This is a genomic window from Nocardia sp. NPDC051833 (assembly GCF_040681225.1).
Taxonomy (GTDB): domain Bacteria; phylum Actinomycetota; class Actinomycetes; order Mycobacteriales; family Mycobacteriaceae; genus Nocardia.
The window spans coordinates 115,042-136,829 of record NZ_JBFAYK010000001.1 but is presented as its reverse complement, the minus strand read 5'-3'; the positions used below and the strand labels follow the sequence as shown (position 1 = coordinate 136,829).

The window sequence follows — 21,788 nt, the reverse complement described above, 5'->3', positions numbered from 1 at the left end:
GATCGCGCTCGCAGAGCAGGATTTTCACGACGAGTTGGGGGGATTCGCATGACCGATCTCTCGGTCGATACCGATGCCGTCGCCGCTTTCGCGACGACGAACGCGACCGTGGCGGGGGACATCGCGGCGGCGGGCATCACCGACGCGGCGGGCAACGTGGCGGCGATGACGCCGGTGTTCGGGCTCATCGGCGCCGATTATCTGGCGATGTTCGCCGCCGCACAGGCCCTGCAGGCCAAGGACATCAACGATCTGTCGGCCAAGTTCTCCAAGCTGTCCGACGCGGCCTTCAAGTCCTCGGTGACCTACAACACCGAGGACGTCTCGCTGGCCGTGGATCTGGCCCGCCAGGCCGCGGGGATGGGGGGCCTGGCATGAGGCCGCTGAGCACCGACGACGCGGGCGTCATCACTCCGGACACCGCGCTGGCCACCGCCGACGCCGCGACGCAGTCCGCGCTGGGCGCCGTCCCGGTCGACTACAGCGCCGCCGCCCAGGCGATCCTCGATGTACCGCTGGTGCAGCTGCCCGAGGACTTCGAGGCCGTCGAGGAACCCGTCTTCACTCTCGCGCAGAAGATCACCGACGACGCGCAGAACACCGCGGTCTCCCCGGCCGGGCTCTCCGGCCTGTCCGGCCTCGGCACCGGCGGCACCGTCGACGCGCAGGACATCCTGTCCGGCATCTCGACCGACGCCTCCGCCGCGCTGAGCGGCGCGCAGAGTGCCGTCAACCAGGTCGCCGGGCCCGCGCTGGCCACCGCGCAGACCGCGTTCGACCAGGCCAAGAGCGCGCTCACCAGCGCCGCCACCGGCGGCACCGCGAGCACGACGAACTCCACCGCCTCGGCGGCGTCGACCACGCTCACCGAGGATCCGGTCTCCGCGCTGCTCAACGGCGTGTCCATTCCCGCGCTGCCGGGCATCGACTCGCTGTTCGAGCCGATCCTGCAGCTGCTGAGCAGTTTCGGCACCGGTGTCTTCGGCTCGCTCGACCCGACCACCCTGCTGAGCAACTCCTCCTCGCTGATCGAATCGGCGATGAGCGTCGCCCAGGGCGGTCTGAAGACCGTGCAGCAGCTGTGGGAGGGCGAGGCCTCCGACGCGGCGACCACCGCCAGCCAGCAGGCGCAGACCGAGGGGCAGGAGACCAGCCAGCGCGGCTTCGACATCTCCGCGCTGACCGAACAGGCCGCCGCAGTGGTCCAGTCGGGCAACGCGCAGCTGTCGGCGATCGCCACCACCTTCGCCGCCCAGGCGACCGCGCTCGCGCCGACGATCATGCTGCCGCCGACGCAGGCCACCCTCATCGGTCTGGCCACCGAGCATCTCGGCTCGGCGGTCACGGTCGTCAACACCACCCGTGGTGAGCTGGCCGGCTACACCGGACAGCTCAACGGCGTGGTGCAGAACCTGGTCGCCCAGAGCGGCCTGCCCTCGCCGGAGGAAGTGCTGTCGGCGGCCTCGGAGAACATCGCCGAGCCGCTGCTGACCCAGGCCGAGGACGCGCTGTCGGGCACCTCCGACGACTCGACCACCGCCGCGAGCACCACGCCGGGCAGCACCACCACCACGCCGGGCTCGACCACCACCGCCGGCCTGAGCACCGGCGGTTCCGGTGGCAGCACCGGTGGCGCGCTCGGCGCCCTCGGCACCGCGCGAGGCGGTTCGAGTGGTAGCACCGGCGGCACCCCGAGCGCGGGCACGCCCAAGGCGACCACCGCCGTGCCGGGGTCGGCCATGCCCGCCGGTCGGGTCATGTCCACCGCCCTCGGCTCCACCGGCCTCGGCACCACCTCCACCGCCGGCACCAGCGGTTCCGGCTTCATGGGTGGCGGCGGTGCCGCGGGTGCGGGCGGCAAGGGCAACAACGACGAGGAACACGGTCGTACCGTGCAGCCCTACCAGAGCCGCACCGGCAACGACGACCTCACCGGTCCGCTCGGCGAATCCACGCCCGAGGTCATCGGCGCGGTGCACGAGGACGAACGCGACGCCGACGAGGACCGGTTCTAGCCACCGGATCCCCGGCGACGAACGACAGTGCCCCCGGCTTCGGCCGGGGGCACTGTCGTTCGGTCTCAGCTCAGCGCTTTTCCTTGAAGGCGTCGATCAGCTTCTTGGACAGGTCGGTGAAGCGCTTGCGTGCGGCCTTCTGCTCGTCGTTGAGGCCGTCGGACGAATCGGGGGAGTAGACGACGAGGTGGGTCTCGCCCTCGACGTCGGCCGGCATCAGATCGATGATCGTCGTGCCCTTGCCCTCACCGGCCGGGATCCCGAAATCGACCTCGCGCAGCGCGGTGATCTCCTCGCGCGCCGCCGCGAGCACGTCCTCGGGCACGGTGCCGTCGACCCGCTTGGCGGCGGTCTCGGGCTTGCGGTCCTTGCTCACCGCGTCGGGCGAGTGCACGGCCTTCCCGTCGGCGAAGACCTGCAGCACCGGCCGCAGATCGGTGCGCTGGGACCAGCCGTCCGGAATCGAGGTCACGCTGACCAGCGGTAGCGGCGCCGGCTCGGCCTGGGCGACGGCGCTCGCACCGGGCAGTGCGAGCGCGCAGACGAGCAGTCCGGTCATGGTCAGGCGCATATTTCCCCTCGAAAGACGATGTGGCGGTATCTCGTTCGGGGTCAGCGTAGCCCGGTCGGGTTGTTGAGGTCACCGGCGGAATAGGTGTCGCACGACTTGACCGATCCGGTCTTGTACCCGGTGAGGAACCACTTCTGGCGCTGCTCGGACGATCCGTGCGTCCACGACTCCGGGTTGACGCCGCGCCCGGCCGCGCGCTGGATCCGGTCGTCGCCGACGGCGTTGGCCGCCGAGAGCGCGTCGCGGATGTCGTTGTCCGACAGCGGCTTCAGGAACGGCTGGCTGCTGCCCGGCGCGGGCTGCTTGTCCGCGTAGTGGGCCCAGATCCCGGCGTAGCAGTCGGCCTGCAGCTCGGTGCGGACCGCGCCGGACTGGGCGCCCTGCGGGTCGCGCTGAGCACGGCCGATGTCGCCGAGCTGGTTCTGGATGTGGTGACCGACCTCGTGGGCCACCACGTACTCCTGGGCCAGCGGTCCCGCGCTGGCGCCGAAGCGGTCGGTGAGCTCCTGGAAGAAGGCGGTGTCGAAGTAGGCGGTCTGATCGGCCGGGCAGTAGAACGGGCCGACGTCGCTGGTGGCGTTGCCGCAGCCGGTCGACACCGCGCCGGAGAACAGCACCAGCTTCGGCTCGATGTAGCGCTTGCCGGTCTGCCTGGGCAGCTCCTGCGACCAGACCCCGTCCAGGCTCTGCGCGGTCGCGACCACCCGGCAGTCGACGTACTTGTTCGCGTCGGCGCCGGTCTTGCAGTGTGACGGGGTGCCCGCGGTGCCCGGCTGGCTCTGCTGGGTGTCCTGCGCGCCGGTGAAGTTGCCGAGCACCGAGCCGGGGTCGCCGCCCAGGAGCAGCGTGATCACCAGCAGGATGAGACCGCCCGCGCCGCCGCCGATGGCGAGCTTGCCGCCCATGCCGGGGCCGCCACCGGACGAGGCCCGGCCGGGATCGATCTCCATACCTTCGTTGAAGGTCATCGCGGTACTCGCCTTCGCTCGGTGTTCCAGCTGTCCTGCAGCACGATTCACCGCCGGAAGACCCACGGCCGGCGGGCACGCGTCACAAGCTTGACACGGCGACCGAGATATCGGTTTCCTCTCGGGGATCGTGTCTCACTACGATGGCGGGGAGTCCGTACGAAGTCTGTCGAAAGGAATACCGTGCTGCGCACCCACTTGGCTGGTTCGCTGCGAAGCGAGCACGCCGGTCAGACCGTCACCCTCACCGGCTGGGTGGCCCGGCGTCGTGACCACGGTGGTGTGACCTTCATCGATCTGCGCGACGCCTCGGGTGTCTCGCAGGTGGTCTTCCGCGAGGGCGAGGCGGCCGAGCAGGCCCACAAGCTCCGCGCGGAATACTGCGTGCAGGTCACCGGTGTGGTGGAGCAGCGCCCCGACGGCAACGAGAACCCGGAGCTGCCGACCGGGCAGATCGAGGTCGACGCCAAGGAGCTGGTCGTGCTCAACGAGAGCGCGCCGCTGCCGTTCCAGCTCGACGAGACGCCCGGCGACGAGGCCCGCCTCAAGTACCGCTACCTCGACCTGCGCCGCGAGGGCCCCGGGCACGCCATCCGGCTGCGCTCCAAGGTCAACGCCGCCGCCCGCGAGGTGCTGGCCAGCCACGAGTTCATCGAGGTGGAGACCCCCACGCTGACCCGCTCGACGCCCGAGGGCGCCCGCGACTTCCTGGTGCCCGCGCGCCTGCAGCCGGGCAGCTTCTACGCCCTGCCGCAGAGCCCGCAGCTGTTCAAGCAGCTGCTCATGGTCGGCGGCATCGAGCGCTACTTCCAGATCGCGCGCTGCTACCGCGACGAGGACTTCCGCGCCGACCGTCAGCCCGAGTTCACCCAGCTCGACATCGAGATGAGCTTCGTGCGCCAGGAGGACGTGATCCTGCTGGCCGAGGACATCCTGGTCGCGCTGTGGAAGCTGGTCGGCCACGACATCACCACCCCGATCCCGCACATGACCTACGCCGAGGCGATGCGCCGCTTCGGCTCGGACAAGCCGGACCTGCGCTTCGGGGTCGAGATCACCGAGCTCACCGACTACTTCAAGGACACCCCGTTCCGGGTGTTCCAGTCCGAGTACGTCGGCGCGGTCGTGATGCCCGGCGGCGCGAGCCAGCCGCGGCGTCAGCTCGACGCCTGGCAGGAGTGGGCCAAGCAGCGCGGCGCCAAGGGGCTGGCCTACATCCTGATCAACGAAGACGGCACCCTGGGCGGCCCGGTCGCCAAGAACCTGACCGACGCCGAGCGCGACGGGCTGGCCAAGCAGGTCGGCGCCGAGCCGGGCGACTGCGTGTTCTTCGCGGCGGGCACCACCAAGTCGAGCCGGGCGCTGCTGGGCGCCGCGCGCGGCGAGATCGCCCGCAAGTGCGACCTCATCGACCCGAACGCCTGGGCCTTCGTCTGGATCGTCGACGCGCCGATGTTCGAGCCGACCGCCGACGCCACCGCCAGCGGTGACGTGGCCCTGGGCTACTCGGCCTGGACCGCCGTGCACCACGCCTTCACCTCGCCCAAGCCGGAGTCGATCGATACCTTCGACACCGACCCGGGCGCGGCGCTGGCCTACGCCTACGACATCGTCTGCAACGGCAACGAGATCGGTGGCGGTTCCATCCGTATCCACCGCCGCGACGTGCAGGAACGCGTGTTCAAGGTGATGGGCATCGGCCACGACGAGGCGCAGGAGAAGTTCGGCTTCCTGCTCGACGCCTTCGCCTACGGCGCCCCGCCGCACGGCGGTATCGCCTTCGGCTGGGATCGCATCACCGCGCTGCTGGCCGGTGAGGACTCGATCCGCGAGGTGATCGCCTTCCCGAAGACCGGTGGCGGCGTCGACCCGCTCACCGACGCGCCCGCGCCGATCACCGCGCAGCAGCGCAAGGAGGCGGGCATCGACGCCAAGCCGGAGGTCAAGGGCGAGGCCAAGGCCGCCGCCGACGCGCCGAAAGCCGTTGCCTCCGAGAAATAGCGGTCACCGAGGGTAGCCCGGTACCTTCTGGTCAGTTCCCCGCCGTCGTGGCGGCATTGATCAGAAGGGCCACCGGTGCTGCATCTGCGAGTGATCAGTCCGCCCGAGCAGACCGACGCGCTCGTGCGGGCGCTGGAAGCCGACGCGGGCGTCACCCATCTGACGGTCGCGCGCGGGATCGCCGTCGACCCGCACGGTGATCTCGTGCAGGCCGACGTGGCGCGCGAGGCCGCCAACAAGGTCCTCGCCGACGTCAAGGCACTCGGGATCGAGCAGACCGGCGGCATCACGCTCGGTCCCGTCGAAGCAGTGCTGTCCGACGCGGCCGACCGGGCGGTGCGCGCCGCGCCCGGCGATCCGAGCGATGCCGTGGTCTGGGAGCAACTGCTCAAGGAAACGCACGAGGAGTCCTCGCTCAACGCGACCTTCGTCGCGTTCCTGACCATCGCCTGCCTGCTGGCCTCCATCGGTGTGGCGACCAACTCGCCGGTCACCATCGTCGGCGCAATGGTGGTGGGTCCGGAGTTCGGGCCGCTGGCCGCGCTGTCGGTGGCCCTGGTGCGCCGCAACTGGCGGCTGGCCCGGCGCTCGGTCATCGCGCTGGCCGTGGCCTTCCCGGTGGCGATGGTGATCACGCTGTTCGCGACCCTGCTGTGGGAGCGGCTGGGCTGGGTGACCACCGAGGGGGTCATCGACGCGCACGACGTGGACTTCATCTACGAGGTCGGGCCGTTCTCCCTGGTCGTGGCCGTGCTCGCCGGCGCGGCGGGCATGCTGTCGCTGGTGACGGCCAAGTCGGCGGCGCTGATCGGGGTGTTCATCTCGGTCACCACGGTGCCCGCCGCCGGGTACGCGGTGGTGGCCGCCACCATCGGGCAGTGGCATCGCGCGTTCGAGTCGGCCGGTCAGCTCGCGGTGAATCTGGTGGGCATCGTCGTCGCCGGTGTGCTGGTGCTCGAGTTGCGGCCGCGCGCGGGGGACGATCCCGGCCCGTTCGAACGATTCAAACGGGCCATCGGGATGAGCACCCCGCTGCGGCACTGAGCTCCCGGCTCAGATCCTGGCGACCGGTCCCGCGGTGAGCATGCGGTACGCGTAGGTCACCGCGATCGCGCAGACCGGGCCGGCGATGAACAGGCCGAGCCCGCACGCCGCCGCGCCGACGACGGTCACCAGGGTGACCGTGAGGGCCAGCAGCAGCGCGGCCCACAGATTGGCCAGCACCAGCTGCGCGCTCGCCTTGATCGCTTCCAGCGGACCGTAGTCCTGATCGATCACGAAGTGCAGGGAGAACATGCACAGGAATCCGACGATCAGGCCGGGCAACAGGCACAGCGACGCGGCGAGCAGGGTGGCGGCGAAGGCCAGCAGGGCCGTCAACAAGACATTGCCCGCGTTCACGAATCGGAAGAACGATCCGAAAGCCGGTGGATATCCGTCCGTTTCGTACAGCGCGCCACGGATCATCACCGCCTGCAGCAGCCACAGCGCGACCAGGACCACCAGGAACAGGAACAGCACGGTGAACAGCGATGTCGGCTCGAAGATCTGGACGATCGCGAGGAAGGCGAGATAGATGAGCACGCCCACCGCGGTGACCCCGAGCCACGGCCCGGGATTGGCGCGGAAACGGTCCCAGCCGTAGCTCAGCGAGCGGCCGACATCGAGGGCCTGTGCTCCCGAATGGTAGTAACCCGGCGTCTGCCCGCCGCCGGTGGCCGACACGCCGGGTGCGGGTGCGGTGGCATACCCGGGATTGTCGGGTTTCGCCTGGGGGGCGGGGTAACCGGGTCCGGTGCCCGCCGGCCCGTACTGCGGTGCGCTGGGGGGCGGTCCGGCAATCGGCGGTGCAGGCTCGAGCGGCTCCTCGCCGTACTGCGCGGCGCCGGGACCCTCGAATTGCGGATAGCCTGCGCCACCGGCCATTCCGTGCCTGCTCGGCCCGGGGCCCGCCGCACCGGCCCGCCCCGGCGCCTCGTGCCTGCCCGTGCCATCGGCGAACTGTCCGCCACCTCCGGGAACCGGTGGCCCACCGGGTGAATCGCTCGATGCGGCGTACGGCGTGTCGGTCACTGTGGTAGACCTTTCGACTCAACCGGTTTGCGGTGTGGCGCACTGCAGTTGACGATGAGAAAACCCGACGACAGTCGGGTGTGTCAAGCGAACAGTGACACTCGCGCAACCACGGTGCCAACACGCCGAGCGACGCGGAAAGGTTGTGTAACCGCTCGCTAGAAGTGACCAGGTACGAGTAGCTTGAGAGGCGATGACCGCACTATTGGCCGAACGCGCCGCCGACGTCGTGTCCGCAGCACAACAGTTGCTCACAAAGCGAATGGGTGCTCCGGTGAAGCTGAGCGATCCGATGGAGCTCAGCGGCAGTGGTAGGACGACAGTCCTACGCGTGCGTGTTGCGGAGAACGCATTTTCGTTGCCGCGCACGCTGATCGTGAAGCAGGTGCGCGGTTCCGCACAGGACCGCCGCACCGGTGGCTTGGCGCCCGGAGTCGCCAGCATCGACGCGGCATTCCTGCGCGAGGCGGTGTCCTACCAGTTCACCACCGCGCTCAGCCGCGAACAGCGCCCCGGCGCCTACCTGATCGCGCACAGCGTGCCCGACCGGCTGCTGGTGCTCTCCGATCTGGGCGACAACGCGCTGCTCACCTCGGTGCTGCAGACCCGCGCCGAGCCGGGCACCCGCAACGCGCTGATGGCGTTCGCGCAGGCACTGGGCCGGATGCACGCCGCGACCGTGGGTCGCGAGCCCGACTTCGTCGCGCTGATGCGCCGGGTCGACTCGGTGCATCGCGTCGACGGGATCGCCCAGCAGGCCCACGCCGCGATCGCCGATGTGCCGGGTCTGCTCGAGACCGAACTGGGCATCGAGGTGCCGGGGGAGATCGCCGAGCGGATCGTGCACGGCAATCGCCTGTTCACCGGTGGCCGCTACCGCGCGTTCAGCCCGTCGGATCTGTGCCCCGACAACGTGATCATGAACGACGAGGGCGCCCGCTTCCTCGACTACGAGTGGGGCGGCTTCCGCGACGCCACCCTCGACATCGCCTACGCGCTGGTCTCGTTCCCGGGGTGCCTGTGCGATTTCGAGCTCTCGCGCAGCCGTGCCAGGGAGATGGTCGAGGCCTGGCGCTCGGCCGTGGTCGGTGTGTGGCCGTCGCTGGCCGACGACACCGTGCTCGCCGAGCGGATCCTCGAGGCCCGGCTGATCTGGGTGTGGCTGTCGACGTACTGGTTCCTGCCCGCCGATCACACCCGCATCGCCACCGCGCGCGAACACGGCCTGTCCGTGCCGCGTTCGGAGGCGCTGATCAATCGCTGGTCGGCGCTGGCCGAGGACGCGCGGGTCACCGGCGACGACGCGGTCGGCGATTTCGCCGAGCAGGTGTCGGCGATGCTGGAAGAGCGCTGGTCGGAGTAGCCGCGCGGCGCAGGCTCCCCACTTCCCTCGCCGACGGGAGTACCGTCGGCGAGGGTCCGAGGAGTTGGGAGCAGCAGTGCCGAAACCGGTTACCGTCACCGTCGTCCGCAAGCAGTGGTTGACCCCGCACCTGGTGCGGGTCGTCGGCACCGCCGACGGATTCACCCCGAACGTCTTCACCGACGCCTACGTGAAGCTGATCTTCCCGCCGCCCGGGGTCGAGTACCCGGAGCCGTTCGATCTCGACACCGTGCGTGCGACGCTGGGCCCGGAGAGCCAGCCGGTGCTGCGCACCTACACCGTGCGATCCTTCGATCCCGCGCGCAACGAGATCAGCATCGACTTCGTGGTGCACGGCGACGAGGGCATCGCGGGTCCGTGGGCGCGCTCGGTCGAGCCGGGCGCGCGGTTCCGGCTGAACGGCCCCGGCGGTGCGTTCGCGCCCGATCCGGCGGCCGAGTGGTACCTGTTCGCCGGCGACGAGTCGGCGTTGCCCGCCATCGCCGCCGCGCTCGAGGCGCTGCCCGCGGGCGCGCCGGCGCAGGTGTTCGTCGAGGTGGGCGGCCCGGAGGACGAGATCGCGCTCACCTCGCCCGCCGACCTGCGCCTGCACTGGGTGCACCGCGGCGTGTCCTCGGACCGGATCCCCGACGACCTCGCCGGGGAGCACGCGCCGCTGGTGGCGGCGGTGCGCGCGGCCGAATGGCTGCCCGGCCAGGTCCAGGCGTTCGTGCACGGCGAGGCGGAGTCCGTCATGCGGCAGTTGCGTCCCTACCTGCGCAAGGAGCGCGGGGTGGCGCCGAAATGGCTGTCGATCTCGGGGTACTGGCGGCGCGGCCGCACCGAGGAAGGTTTCCGCGAGTGGAAGCGCGCGCTGGCGGCCGAGGGCGCCTGATCCGCGCGCGGTCACCCGCGGCGTCAGCCGTCGGCTGCGCGGTGGCCTTGGGCGCGCTCCGGTCGCGGCGCACCGCCGGGGCCCGCGACTTCACTCAGGTGATCAGTGCGGCCAGCTTGCCACGGAGGTGCGTGCGCTCGACTGTGTTGTCGGTGAGCAGCAGCGCGGCTTCGTAGGCGGCGACCGCCTCGTCGACCCGGCCCACCTCGGCCAGGAAGGCCGCTCGCGCCGCGTCGAGGTAGCCGTAGGTCGCCAGGGCGGGCTCCGCGCCGAGCGGTCCCAGCAGCGCGAGTGCCCGCTCCGGGTCGCCGCCGAGGCCGACGGCGATCGCGTAGTTGAGCCGGGCGACCGGTGACGGCCACACCCGCAGCAACAGCCGGTACAGGCCGATGATCTCGGCCCAGTCGGTCTCGGCCCAGCTGGGTGCTTCGTCGTGCACGGCGGCGATCGCGGCCTGCACCGTGTACCGATCCACGTGCGGCAGTGCCTGTTTCACCAGCGCGATGCCCTCGGTGATCGCCGCGCGATCCCAGCGGGCGCGGTCCTGGTATTCGAGTGTGCGCAGCTCGCCCGCCGCGTCGACCCGGGCGGCGCGGCGGGCGTCGGTGAGCAGGATCAGCGCCAGCAGCCCGGTGACCGACGGGTCGTCGGGGACCAGCGCGCGCATCATCCGCGCGAGTTGCAGTGCGCGTTCGACGAGATCGGCACGCACCAGGCGGTCGCCCGCAGGCGCGGTGTGGCCGGTGGTGAACAGCAGGTGGATGACCGCGCAGATCGCGTCGAGGCGCTGGGGCAGCTCCCGCACCGACGGCACCCGGTACGGGATGCCCGCGACGGCGATCTTCTTCTTGGCCCTGGTGATCCGCGCGGCCATGGTCGACTCGCTGACCAGGAACGCGCGCGCCACCTCGGCGGTGGTGACGCCGCAGACCAGCCGCAGCGTCAACGCGATCTGGGCCTGCGGCGCGAGCGCCGGGTGGCAGCAGGTGCTGATCAGCCGGAGCCGGTCGTCGGGGATCATGGCGTCGTCGAGGGCGGCCAGGGCGAGGTCGGCGGTGTCGTCGGCCGGTTCGTCGACGACCAGCTCGGGCAGTGCCCGGCGGAAGGTGCCCTCGCGGCGCAGCAGGTCGAGGCCGCGGCGCCGGGCGACCGTGGTCAGCCAGGCGCCGGGCCTGGCCGGAACGCCGTCGCTCGCCCAGGCGGTCAGGGCCGTCGCGTAGGCGTCCTGGACACATTCCTCGGCCAGGTCGAAATCACGGACCAGCCGCACCGTCGCGGCGAGCACGAAGGCCCACTCGCGACGGTGCGCCTGCTCGACGGCCGCGGCCGCCGTCGTGGTCACGGCTGCGGGAAGACCTGGAGCGGGCGCACTTCGACACCACCGGTCGGCGCGGGCACCTGCGCGGCGATCGCGATGGCGGCGTCCAGATCCGGCGCCTCGATCAGGTAGTAGCCGCCGAGCGCTTCCTTCGCCTCGGCGAAGGGGCCGTCGGTGATGACGACCTCGCCGCCGGCGTCGTGGCGGATCGAGGTGGCGGTGACGGTGGGCTGCAGCGCGTTGCCGCCGAGGTTGGCGTCGCCGGCGAGCTGCTGGAAGGCGCGGTGCGCGGTCAGCATGTCACCGAGTTCGGCGGGGGACATGGCGGCGTAGGTGGCTTCGTCGCCGTAGATCAGGACCAGGTACTGGCTCATGACGGTGCTCCTTCGGATCCGGGCTGCCCGCTCGTCGGGTAGCCGTACTCACCCGACGAGCGACCGAGGCCGCGATCGACAGCCTGTCCGAAGAATTCTGCGCCGATTTCCGGGTCAGTGCACCGGAGTGGCCCGGGGTTCCAGCCGCCCGCCCGCGGGCACCGCGAACGAGGCGCCGTGCCGCAGCCCGGTCGCGGGGTCGGTGACATCGAGGACGTAGAACCAGTCCATCTGCGTCTGCGTCGGGGTCACCTCGAGCACGCCGAAGCCGTGCGAGTCGAGCTCGGTGTAGCGCAGGTGATGGTTGGCCGCCTTGATGGCCTCCTCGGCGGGCACCGAGACGGTCCGGTTCGGCACCTTCAGCATGTCGCCGACGCTGGACGAGGTGACCGAGGGGACGACGAACTCCGCGCCCACGGTCGGCCCGCCCGGGTAGTTCGCGGCGTCGAGCGGCAGGTCCGCGGCCCAGGAGGTGTGGATGTCGCCGGTGAGGAACACGACGTCGCCCACGGTGTTGTCGGCGATGGTGCGGAACAGGGTGCGCCGGTCGGCGGTGTAGCCGTCCCACTGGTCGCCGTTGACGGTCAGGCCGCCCTGCGGCACGCCGATCGCCTCGGTGATCGCCTGGGTGGTGGCGGGTTCGAGCGGCGGGAACACCAGCGGCGCGATCATCACCGAGTTGCCGATCAGCTTCCATTGCGCGGGTGAGGAGCTCAGACCCGCGGTCAGCCAGTCCATCTGGGCGCGGCCGGTGATGGTGCGGGCCGGGTCGTCGGCCTGCCGCCAGCCGGCGCCGGGGCCCGCCTCGTGGTCGCGGTAGCTGCGCAGATCCAGCATCGACAGCTCGGCCAGGGTGCCGAACCGCAGCCGGCGATAGATCTGCACCTCGGTGCCGGTACGGGCGGCGCGCACCGGCATCCACTCCAGGTAGGCCTGCGCGGAGGCGGCCCGGCGGGCGCTCCACGGACCGTGCACGGCGGGATCGTGGTTCTCCGAGCCCTCGCGCCAGGAGTTGTCGGCCGACTCGTGGTCGTCCCAGGTGCAGATGAACGGCACCGACGCGTGCAGCGCCAGCAGATCGGGGTCGGTCTTGTACTGGCCGTGCCGGGTCCGGTAGTCGGCCAGGCTGACGATCTCGTTCACCGGATCGTGGGCGCGCACCGCGCCGTTGCGGCCGGTGTACTTGCCGCGCGCGTACTCGTAGATGTAGTCACCCAGGTGCACGACCGCGTCGAGGTCGGTGCGGGCGGCCAGGTGCCGGTAGGACCCGAACCAGCCTGCTTCCCAGTTGGAGCAGGAGACCAGGCCGAGGCGCAGGCGGTCGACCTCGCTGTCGGCCGCGGGCGCGGTGCGGGTGCGGCCGACCGGCGAGGTCTCGCCGAGGGCGGTGAAGCGGTAGTAGTAGTCGGTGGCCGGTGCCAGGCCGGTCGCGTCGACCTTGACGGTGTGGTCGGCGTCGGCGGTCGCGGTCACGGTGCCCGAGGCGGCGAGACCGGCGAAGGACTCGTGCGCGGAGATCTCCCAACGGACGGTCGCGGGGGCGCCGAGGCCGGAGCCGGGGACCGCGTCCTCGGCGACGCTGACCCGGGTCCACAGGATCACCGCGCCGGGCAGCGGGTCGCCGGAGGCGACGCCGTGGCGGAACACCGCGCCCGCCGCGTGCGCCGTCGCGGTACTCAGTACCACCACCGCGGCCGCCGCCGTCCCGCCTTTGAACAGGGTGCGCCGGGCGAACTGCCCTGTCGCGGAGGTGATGACGCCGTTGTTTTCGACCACGAGGAGCGATCTCATCCCACCGACGGGGTGACGCGCAAGTCCTGTTCGTAAAGTTGGTCAATCGTTCAATTCCGCGTCGGGTCGCCTCCGCCGCCGCGGACCTGTCCGACCGCCTCGGTACCCTGCCAGACGTGAGCGAGAGCCTGTTCGACGTGCCCGGAGAACCCGCCGCGCCCGAGCACGGTCTCGACGCGGTGATCCGGCGCGACTCCGGTGCGCCACTGGCGGTCCGGATGCGGCCGTTGTCGCTCGACGAGGTGATCGGCCAGCAGCACCTGCTCGGGCCGGGCTCACCGCTGCGCCGCCTGGTCGAGGGCTCCGGCGCGGCCTCGGTCCTGCTCTACGGCCCGCCGGGCACCGGCAAGACCACCCTGGCCTCGCTGTTGTCCCAGGCCACCGGTCGCCGCTTCGAGGCGCTGTCGGCGCTGTCCGCGGGCGTCAAAGAGGTCCGCGCCGTCATCGACGTGGCGCGGCGCAGGCTGACGGTGGGCGAACAGACCGTCCTGTTCATCGACGAGGTGCACCGCTTCTCCAAGACCCAGCAGGACGCGCTGCTGGCCGCGGTCGAGAACCGGATCGTGCTGCTCGTCGGCGCGACCACCGAGAACCCGTCGTTCTCGGTGGTGTCGCCGCTGCTGTCGCGGTCGCTGGTGCTGCAGTTGCAGTCGCTCACCCCCGACGACATCCGCCAGGTCCTCGACCGCGCGATCGCCGACCCGCGCGGGCTCGACGGGCAGTACACCGTCGCCGAGGACGCGCTCGAGCACCTCGTCCGGATCGCGGGCGGCGACGCGCGCCGCGCGCTGACCGCGCTGGAGGCCTCGGCCGAATCGTCGCTCGACGGCGTCGTCGACGTGGCGCTGGTGGAGGCCAGCGTCGACAAGGCCGCCGTCCGCTACGACCGCGCGGGCGATCAGCACTACGACGTGATCAGCGCCTTCATCAAGTCCATCCGCGGCTCCGATGTCGATGCCGCCCTGCACTACCTGGCGCGCATGCTCACCGCGGGCGAGGACCCCCGTTTCATCGCCCGCCGCCTGATGATCCACGCCAGCGAGGACATCGGGATGGCCGATCCGATGGCCCTGCAGACCGCCACGGCCGCCGCCCAGGTGGTGCAACTGGTCGGCCTGCCCGAGGCGAAACTGGCCCTGGCCCAGGCCACCATCCATCTGGCCACCGCGCCGAAGTCCGGCGCGGTGACCTCGGCGCTGGGCGCGGCCATGGCCGATATCGCCGCGGGCAAAGCGGGTGCGGTGCCCCCGCATCTGCGCGACGGCCACTACGCCGGGGCCGCCGCGCTCGGCAACGCGCAGGGCTACAAGTTCCCGCACGACGCCCGTGACGGTGTGCTCGCGCAGCAGTACCCGCCCGACGATCTGGTCGGCACCGACTACTACGAGCCGACCGATCACGGCTTCGAGCGCGAAGTCGGTCCGCGGGTCACCAAGCTGCGCCGCATCGTCCGCGGGAGCTAGTCCGACCGCGAAGAGCGGGCCAGTGGCGGTCCAGCGTGCGTCGCCGACTCAGTCGACGGCGAACAGTGCCGTCCCGCCGACCGACCAGATCCGGTGCAACCTGCCCGCGACGGCCTCCATCAGATCGATACCGCCGTGCTCGGGGTTCCCCGACCGTTCGGAATGCCACCGGACCGCGAAGGTCCCGGAGCCCTCGGCATCGAGTTCCGCACTCGCGGCCGAGTCGACCACGAAGCGCACGTCCGGCCGCTGCGCCCGGAACCCGGTGACGAAGTCGGCCAGGTCGGTGGGGCCGCGCAGGGCGTCGGTGAATTCCCGGGTGGGGGCGGCGAATCGAATCCGGAAGTCGTCGGTGAGCACCTCGTGCGCAATGGCGGGGTCGGTGTTCCAGAGCTCGGTCCAGCGGGCGGCGAGCTGGTCTGCGGTGGTCGATGCGGTGGTGGTCATGGCCTGCTCCCTGGCGAAGGGCCGCCCCGGCGGCGGCCTGTGTCCCCAGACTTCAGTCCGTCCGCGACAACGGTGTGTCGGTGATCGACATCACATCGATCAGCCGTCCGTCGCTGGTTGGAACGGTCGACAGGTCGATGCCCCGGTCGGGCGCCGTGTCGTCGAGCATCCGCGCGCGCACCACCCGATCGAGCCGGAATCCGCGCAGCCCCGAGCGCATCCGGCACCAGGCGTAGAGGAACCAGTGCTCGCTGCCCGCCACGAAGGCCAGCGGCTCGACGTCGCGTTCGGTGGGAACCCCGAGACGGTCCAGGTAGTCGAGCCGCAGCACCCGTCGGCCGACCACGGCGTCCAGCATCGCGGGGGCGAGGGCGGGCGCGGGCGCGACCGGGAAGAACCGCACCCGGTCGACCAGCGCCGCCGCCCGCAGCCGGTCCTGCTCGGGCAGCACCGCCACCACCTTGTGCACCGCCGACAGCGCGGCCGCCGCGAACGGGGTGCCCGCCAGCCGGGGCAGTGCGACGGCCAGCGCGGTCGCCTCCGCCGCGGTCAGGCTGACCGGCGCCAGGGTGCGGTGCCGGTCGAGGGCGTAGCCGCCCGCGCGGCCGGGCACCGTCCGGATCGGCAGCCCGGACTGTTGCAGTGCGGCCAGATCGCGTTCGATCGTGCGGATCGACACCTCGAAGCGGGCGGCCAGCTGACGTGCGGTGCGCGGCCGCGGACTGTAGGCGCGCAGCTCTTCGGCGAGGGCGTAGAGCCGCTCGGTCTTGGTCACGTCCGGATTGTCGCCGAGACCACCGACTCCGGCGCAAAACCCGCGGAATGCAGGCGGTAAGCTGGACAGCTGTGCAGACCCACGAGATTAGACGGCGTTTCCTGGACCATTTCGTCCGTGCCGGACACACCGAGGTGCCCAGTGCCTCGCTGATCCTGGCCGACCCCAACCTGCTGTTCGTCAACGCAGGCATGGTCCAGTTCGTGCCGTACTTCCTCGGTCAGCAGACCCCGCCGTACGCCACCGCGACCAGCGTGCAGAAGTGCGTGCGCACCCTCGACATCGAGAACGTCGGCATCACCACCCGCCACAACACCTTCTTCCAGATGGCGGGCAACTTCAGCTTCGGCGACTACTTCAAGCGCGAGGCCATCACCCTGGCCTGGACGCTGCTCACCAGCAGCGTCGCCGACGGCGGTTACGGCTTCGACCCCGAGCGCCTGTGGGTCACCGTCTACCTCGACGACGACGAGGCCGAGCGGATGTGGCTCGAGATGGGCGTGCCCGCCGACCGCATCCAGCGTCGCGGCATGGCCGACAACTACTGGTCGATGGGCATCCCCGGCCCGTGTGGCCCGTGCTCGGAGATCTACTACGACCGCGGCCCCGAGTACGGCGTCGAGGGCGGCCCCGAGGCCGACGAGGACCGCTACATCGAGATCTGGAATCTCGTGTTCATGCAGAACGAGCGCGGCGCCGGGATCGGCAAGGACAACTTCGAGATCCTCGGCCCGCTGCCCAAGCAGAACATCGACACCGGCATGGGCGTCGAGCGGGTGGCGTTCCTGCTCCAGGGCGTGGACAACGTCTACGAGACCGATCTGATGCGCCCGATCATCGACAAGGCCGAGCAGCTCACCGGCCGCTCCTACGGCGTCGAGCACACCGACGACGTGCGCTTCCGCGTCATCGCCGACCACGCTCGCACCGCCGCGATGCTCATCGCCGACGGAGTGAACCCCGGCAACGACGGCCGCGGCTACGTGCTGCGCCGCCTGCTGCGCCGCATCGTGCGCTCGGCCCGCCTGCTCGGCGCCGAGAAGCCGGTGATGGGCGAGCTGATGAAGGTCGTCTCCGACCTGATGTCGCCCTCCTACCCGGAGCTGGCCACCGACTTCGGCCGGATCGAGACCGTCGCGGTGGGCGAGGAGACGGCCTTCCTGAAGACCCTCAACACCGGCGAGACCCTCTTCGACAACGCCGCGACCGCGGTGAAGTCCAAGGGCGGCAAGCAGATCACCGGGTCGGACGCCTTCGCGCTGCACGACACCTACGGCTTCCCGATCGACCTCACCCTCGAGATGGCCGCCGAGGCGGGCCTGTCGGTGGACGAGGAGGGCTTCCGCTCGCTCATGGCCGAGCAGCGCAAGCGCGCCAAGGACGACGCCCAGGCCCGCAAGCACGCGCACGCCGACCTGACCGTCTACAAGGAACTCGTCGACCGCGGCGCCACCGAGTTCACCGGCTTCGACGAGCTCACCTCCGAGGCGAACGTGCTGGCCCTGATCGCCGACGGCGTGCGGGTGCCCGCCGCGCAGGCCGGGTCCGATGTCGAGGTCATCCTCGACCGCAGCCCGATGTACGCCGAGTCCGGCGGTCAGATCGCCGACCGTGGCACCATCACCGCCTCGGGCCTGAAGCTGCGCATCAACGACGTGCAGAAGATCGCCAAGAAGCTGTGGGTGCACAAGGCCACCGTCGAGCAGGGCCAGATCACCGAGGGCGATGTCGTGCTCGCGCAGGCCGATCCGGCCTGGCGCCGGGGCGCCACCCAGGGCCACTCCGGCACGCACATGGTGCACGCCGCGCTGCGCCAGGTGCTCGGCCCCAACGCGGTGCAGGCCGGTTCGCTGAACAAGCCCGGCTACCTGCGGTTCGACTTCAACTGGCAGGGCGCGCTGTCGGAGCAGCAGAAGGCCGACATCGAGGCCGTCTCCAACGACGCGGTCGGCGCCGACTTCCCGGTGAACACCTTCGTCACCGACCTGCCCAAGGCCAAGGAGATGGGCGCGATGGCCCTCTTCGGCGAGAACTACGGCGACGAGGTGCGCGTCGTGGAGATCGGCGGCCCGTTCTCGATGGAGCTGTGCGGTGGCACGCACGTCGAGCACTCCTCGCAGATCGGCCCGATCACCGTGCTCGGTGAGTCCTCGGTCGGTTCCGGCGTGCGCCGCGTCGAGGCGTTCGTCGGCCTGGACTCCTACAAGTACCTGGCCAAGGAGCGCGCGCTGCTGGCCGGTGTCGCGTCCTCGCTGAAGGTGCCGTCGGACGAGGTGCCCGGTCGCGTCGAGCAGCTCGTGGAGCGGCTCAAGGTGGCCGAGAAGGAACTCGAGCGCACCAAGATCGCCGCGGTGCTGTCCTCGGCGGGCACGTTCGTCGAGCAGGCCGAGCGGATCGGCTCGGTCCTTCTGGTCGCGGCCGCCGCGCCCGAGGGCGTCGCCGCGGGCGATCTGCGCACCCTGGCCACCGATATCCGCGGCCGCTTCGGCAGCGACGCCGCGGTGGTCGTGCTGCTCGGCAACACCGACGGCAAGGCGCCGTTCGTGGTGTCGGTCAACAAGGCCGCCCAGGATCTCGGCTTCAAGGCGGGTGACCTGGTGGCCAGCTTCGGCCCGAGCATCGCCGGTCGCGGTGGCGGCAAGCCGGAGATGGCGCAGGGCTCCGGTTCGGATCCGTCGGGTATCCCGGCCGGTCTGGCCGCGGTCCGTGCCCGGGTGGCCGAACTCGCCGGCTGATGCCACCGACCGCAGGTCCAGCCGACCAGGAACCGGCCGACCGACCGGATCCGGCCACCGACCCCGGCCGGGGCCGCCGGATCGCGATCGACGTCGGCAGCGTCCGGATCGGGGTCGCCTCGAGCGACCCCGACGGAATCCTCGCCACTCCGGTGGAGACCGTGCCGCGCGCCAAGCCGTCGAAGTCCGGCGGGCGCGCGGCGGGTCCGCCCGCCGACATCGCGAGAATTGCCGACATTGTGCGGGAGTACGAAGCCGTCGAGGTGATCATCGGGCTGCCGCGTACCCTGCGCGGTGAAAACGGCACGGCGGCGGGGATCGCGCGTCGGTTTGCCCGGGAGTTGCGCCGGGTGATCGACCCGATTCCGATACGCCTTTCCGACGAACGTTTGACTACGGTGTCTGCTGCACGTGCGCTGCGCGACAGCGGAGTTCGCGCACGTGGCCAGCGGCAGGTGATCGATCAGGCGGCAGCCGTGTCGATTCTGCAAGGATGGTTGGACGAGCGGAGTTCGGTGTTGAAGGACGCAGCAGACGCGAGCGTGGTCGGAGACGATGCATGACCGACCGATGGGCCAGGGCCGAGGAACGCTACCGGGCGCGGGAAGCTGATCGGCGCTATCCCCGCCGCGACGACTGGGGTCTGGACGCCCGGGAGGCGCGCGAGGAGCCGCAGCAGGCCGGTCCCGCGGGCTGGGACGACGATGACGACACCAACGTCATCCCGCGCTACGAGGACGAGCACTACGACGACGAGCCCGAACCCGAGCCGGTGGCTCCGCCGCGCCGGGTCGGTCAGCGGGCCGCCCCGGCGGGCCGCGCCGCGGGTGGACGGCCCGAGTCCGATCGTGGCCGCGTGAAGCCGCCGTCCGGTCGCGACAAGCAGCCAGGGGGCCGCGGCAAGGCGGCGTCGGGCCGCAAGCGGTCGCGGATCGCCTCGCGCAAGGCCGCCGAGCGCAAACGGCGCCGCCGCAACCTCTGGGTGGTCGGCGCCCTGCTGGCCGTGCTCATCGTCTCCGCGGCCGGTTTCGCCGGCTACAAGCTGATGAGCCGGTTCGCCCCGGCCGAGGACTTCGCCGGTCCGCCCGGTGCCCTCGTCGTGGTCCAGGTGCATCCCGGTGACACCGCGTCGCAGATCGCCGGCGCCATGCACGAGCGCGGAGTGGTCGCCAGCCGGGAGGCCTTCTACGAAGCGGCCGTGCGCAATTCGGGGATGAACAACGTGCAGCCCGGGTACTACGCGATCGGGGTGAACAGCCCGGCGGCCACCGCCGTCTCCACACTGGTGGGCGGGAAGTCGCGCGTCGGCAACGTCACCGTCTCCGAGGGACGGCTGCTGCACGACAAGCACGACGCGAACACCGGTGGCCGCTACGACGGCATCTACCGCAAGGTCGCCCAGGCCAGCTGCATCGGCGCCGAGCAGAAGTGCGTCACCTACGAGCAGCTCGACGCGGCGGGCGCGAGCACCGACCTGGCCGCCCTCGGCGTGCCCGACTGGGCCATGAAGGGCGTGCGGGAATCCCCGGACCGGTCCCGGCAGCTGGAGGGCCTGATCGCGGCGGGCACCTGGGATTTCGATCCCAGCGGGACCCCGCAGCAGATCCTGCGGCAGCTGGTGACCTCGAGCGTGGAGCGCTACGAGTCGACCGGGCTGCTGCAGTCCGGCGCCACCACGGGCCTGACGCCGTACCAGACCTTGGTGTCCGCGTCGCTGGTGGAGCGCGAGGCGAAGCCACAGGACATGAGCAAAGTGGCCAGGGTGATCGTGAACCGGCTCAAGGCCGACCAGATGCTGCAGTTCGACTCGACGGTCAACTACACCCTGGACACCACCGAGGTGGCGACCACCAACGCCGACCGGGCCAGGGAAACCGCCTGGAACACCTACGCGATGCGTGGCCTGCCCGTCACGCCGATCTCGGCCCCGTCGCTGGACGCGTTGCGGGCCATGGAGAATCCGGAGCCGGGGGCGTGGCTGTACTTCGTCACCGTCGACAAGGAGGGCACCACCCTGTTCACCGAGAGCTACTCCGAACACCTGCGCTTGGTCGCCCAGGCACAGCGCAGCGGCATCCTCGACAGCTCCAAGCCCTACGGTGGCTGAGCCACGCAAGGCCGCGGTGCTCGGCAAGCCGATCGCGCACTCGCGGTCGCCGCAGCTGCATCTGGCCGCCTACCGGGCGCTCGGGCTGGACTGGTCCTACGAGCGCGTCGAGTGCTCGGCCGAGCAGCTGCCGGGTCTGGTCGACGGGCTCGGACCGGAGTGGGTCGGGCTCTCGGTGACGATGCCGGGCAAGGAGGCCGCGCTCGCCCACGCCGACACGCGCACCGACCGGGCGGTCCTGGTCGGCTCGGCCAACACCCTGGTGCGCACCGAGGCGGGCTGGCTGGCCGACTGCACCGATGTGGACGGCGTGCTCGGCGCGCTGCGCGGTGGCGGCGTCGACCGGGTGCGCGAGGGCGTGGTGCTCGGCGCGGGCGGCACCGCCCGGCCCGCCCTGCTGGCACTGTCGGAACTCGGCGCGGAATCGGTGACGGTGGTCGCGCGCGATGCCGGACGGGCCCGCGACGCGCTGGAGCTCGCCGAACGCCTGGGTCTGGCTTTTTCCACGATCGACTTCGAGGCCGACGCTCTCGCCACCGTCTGCGCGACGGCGGGCGCGGTGGTCAGCACCATTCCCGCGGACGCGGCCGCCGCGGTCGCGGACCGGGTGGCGGCGGCGCCGGTGGTGCTCGACGCGATCTACAACCCGTGGCCGACCCCGCTGGCCGCGGCGGTGGCCGCGGCCGGGCACACCGTCGTCAGCGGTCTGCAGATGCTGCTCAACCAGGCCTATGGTCAGGTCGAGCTGTTCACCGGGCAGTCCGCACCGCGCGCTGCGATGGCGGCCGCGCTCGACGAGACCCTTCCGTCGGCCTGAGCGTCGTATTACCCTGGTGCCCAACGCAATCTAGGGGAGGGATTGGCTGTGTTCGGTCGAATCGTGGTCATGGTG

General features: G+C 71.1%; 19 protein-coding genes. 11 read left to right on the top strand and 8 right to left on the bottom strand.

Annotation, left to right across the window (positions count from 1 at the left end; translation table 11 throughout):
* Positions 1 to 48: 48 nt before the first annotated feature.
* Together AB0L91_RS00670 and AB0L91_RS00665 are read left to right on the top strand one after the other, a co-directional pair.
* A complete protein-coding gene (locus AB0L91_RS00670) occupies positions 49 to 378 on the top strand; it encodes a type VII secretion target (RefSeq protein ID WP_355281479.1) in 330 nt (109 codons plus the stop codon).
* Complete coding sequence (locus AB0L91_RS00665) at positions 375 to 2,015, top strand: hypothetical protein (RefSeq protein ID WP_365006768.1); 1,641 nt, start codon at positions 375 to 377, stop codon at positions 2,013 to 2,015. The genes AB0L91_RS00670 and AB0L91_RS00665 overlap by 4 nt, the downstream gene beginning before the upstream one ends.
* 70 nt (positions 2,016 to 2,085) lie before the next feature.
* Here the strand turns inward: AB0L91_RS00665 and AB0L91_RS00660 are convergent, their stop codons facing one another.
* Positions 2,086 to 2,574, bottom strand: coding sequence for a hypothetical protein (locus tag AB0L91_RS00660; RefSeq protein ID WP_357345026.1), 489 nt, complete (start codon positions 2,572 to 2,574; stop codon positions 2,086 to 2,088).
* Positions 2,575 to 2,627: 53 nt separating this feature from the next.
* A complete protein-coding gene (locus AB0L91_RS00655; RefSeq protein WP_355281471.1) occupies positions 2,628 to 3,554 on the bottom strand; it encodes a neutral zinc metallopeptidase in 927 nt (308 codons plus the stop codon).
* 183 nt (positions 3,555 to 3,737) lie between these two features.
* On the opposite strand from AB0L91_RS00655, the gene aspS reads away from it, so the two are divergent.
* Both aspS and AB0L91_RS00645 read left to right on the top strand, forming a co-directional pair.
* The gene (gene aspS, locus AB0L91_RS00650) at positions 3,738 to 5,555 is read left to right on the top strand and encodes an aspartate--tRNA ligase (protein WP_355281468.1); all 1,818 of its coding nucleotides are present in this window, start codon (positions 3,738 to 3,740) and stop codon (positions 5,553 to 5,555) included.
* 75 nt (positions 5,556 to 5,630) lie between these two features.
* Complete coding sequence (locus AB0L91_RS00645) at positions 5,631 to 6,599, top strand: DUF389 domain-containing protein (protein ID WP_365006767.1); 969 nt, start codon at positions 5,631 to 5,633, stop codon at positions 6,597 to 6,599.
* A 9-nt stretch (positions 6,600 to 6,608) separates the two neighbouring features.
* Here the strand turns inward: AB0L91_RS00645 and AB0L91_RS00640 are convergent, their stop codons facing one another.
* The gene (locus AB0L91_RS00640; protein WP_365006766.1) at positions 6,609 to 7,628 is read right to left on the bottom strand and encodes a hypothetical protein; all 1,020 of its coding nucleotides are present in this window, start codon (positions 7,626 to 7,628) and stop codon (positions 6,609 to 6,611) included.
* 193 nt (positions 7,629 to 7,821) lie between these two features.
* On the opposite strand from AB0L91_RS00640, the gene AB0L91_RS00635 reads away from it, so the two are divergent.
* Together AB0L91_RS00635 and AB0L91_RS00630 are read left to right on the top strand one after the other, a co-directional pair.
* Positions 7,822 to 8,991 (top strand): kinase, encoded by a 1,170-nt coding sequence (locus AB0L91_RS00635; protein WP_355281459.1) that lies wholly within the window; start codon positions 7,822 to 7,824, stop codon positions 8,989 to 8,991.
* Positions 8,992 to 9,067: 76 nt separating this feature from the next.
* Complete coding sequence (locus AB0L91_RS00630; RefSeq protein WP_365006765.1) at positions 9,068 to 9,886, top strand: siderophore-interacting protein; 819 nt, start codon at positions 9,068 to 9,070, stop codon at positions 9,884 to 9,886.
* A 94-nt stretch (positions 9,887 to 9,980) separates the two neighbouring features.
* Here AB0L91_RS00630 and AB0L91_RS00625 read toward each other — a convergent pair whose 3' ends face one another.
* The 3 genes from AB0L91_RS00625 to AB0L91_RS00615 all read right to left on the bottom strand — a co-directional run bounded on the left by AB0L91_RS00625 (position 9,981) and on the right by AB0L91_RS00615 (position 13,369).
* Complete coding sequence (locus AB0L91_RS00625) at positions 9,981 to 11,228, bottom strand: sigma-70 family RNA polymerase sigma factor (RefSeq protein ID WP_365006764.1); 1,248 nt, start codon at positions 11,226 to 11,228, stop codon at positions 9,981 to 9,983.
* Positions 11,225 to 11,578, bottom strand: a complete 354-nt coding sequence (locus AB0L91_RS00620; protein ID WP_355281451.1) for a YciI family protein — start codon at positions 11,576 to 11,578, stop codon at positions 11,225 to 11,227. The genes AB0L91_RS00625 and AB0L91_RS00620 overlap by 4 nt, the downstream gene beginning before the upstream one ends.
* A 114-nt stretch (positions 11,579 to 11,692) precedes the next feature.
* Positions 11,693 to 13,369, bottom strand: coding sequence for an alkaline phosphatase D family protein (locus tag AB0L91_RS00615; RefSeq protein ID WP_365006763.1), 1,677 nt, complete (start codon positions 13,367 to 13,369; stop codon positions 11,693 to 11,695).
* A 116-nt stretch (positions 13,370 to 13,485) separates the two neighbouring features.
* Here AB0L91_RS00615 and AB0L91_RS00610 point away from each other — a divergent pair, with 116 nt between their 5' ends.
* On the top strand, positions 13,486 to 14,832 hold the full coding sequence (locus AB0L91_RS00610; RefSeq protein ID WP_357345039.1) for a replication-associated recombination protein A: 1,347 nt from the start codon (positions 13,486 to 13,488) through the stop codon (positions 14,830 to 14,832).
* 48 nt (positions 14,833 to 14,880) lie between these two features.
* Here AB0L91_RS00610 and AB0L91_RS00605 read toward each other — a convergent pair whose 3' ends face one another.
* Positions 14,881 to 15,279, bottom strand: a complete 399-nt coding sequence (locus tag AB0L91_RS00605) for a nuclear transport factor 2 family protein (RefSeq protein ID WP_365006762.1) — start codon at positions 15,277 to 15,279, stop codon at positions 14,881 to 14,883.
* A gap of 52 nt (positions 15,280 to 15,331) precedes the next feature.
* The gene (locus AB0L91_RS00600; protein WP_365006761.1) at positions 15,332 to 16,054 is read right to left on the bottom strand and encodes a WYL domain-containing protein; all 723 of its coding nucleotides are present in this window, start codon (positions 16,052 to 16,054) and stop codon (positions 15,332 to 15,334) included.
* Positions 16,055 to 16,125: 71 nt separating this feature from the next.
* Here AB0L91_RS00600 and alaS point away from each other — a divergent pair, with 71 nt between their 5' ends.
* Genes alaS through AB0L91_RS00580 form a run of 4 tightly spaced genes read left to right on the top strand, consistent with a single transcriptional unit; the run spans position 16,126 to position 21,713 of the window.
* Entirely contained in the window at positions 16,126 to 18,789 is a 2,664-nt protein-coding gene (gene alaS / locus AB0L91_RS00595) for an alanine--tRNA ligase (protein WP_355281441.1), read from the top strand.
* Entirely contained in the window at positions 18,789 to 19,352 is a 564-nt protein-coding gene (gene ruvX / locus AB0L91_RS00590) for a Holliday junction resolvase RuvX (RefSeq protein ID WP_355281438.1), read from the top strand. Before alaS ends, ruvX begins: the two co-directional genes overlap by 1 nt.
* Complete coding sequence (gene mltG, locus AB0L91_RS00585) at positions 19,349 to 20,896, top strand: endolytic transglycosylase MltG (protein ID WP_365006760.1); 1,548 nt, start codon at positions 19,349 to 19,351, stop codon at positions 20,894 to 20,896. The genes ruvX and mltG overlap by 4 nt, the downstream gene beginning before the upstream one ends.
* Positions 20,889 to 21,713: a shikimate dehydrogenase gene (locus AB0L91_RS00580; RefSeq protein ID WP_365006759.1), complete on the top strand. Its 825-nt coding sequence runs from the start codon at positions 20,889 to 20,891 to the stop codon at positions 21,711 to 21,713. The genes mltG and AB0L91_RS00580 overlap by 8 nt, the downstream gene beginning before the upstream one ends.
* Positions 21,714 to 21,788 lie beyond the last annotated feature (75 nt).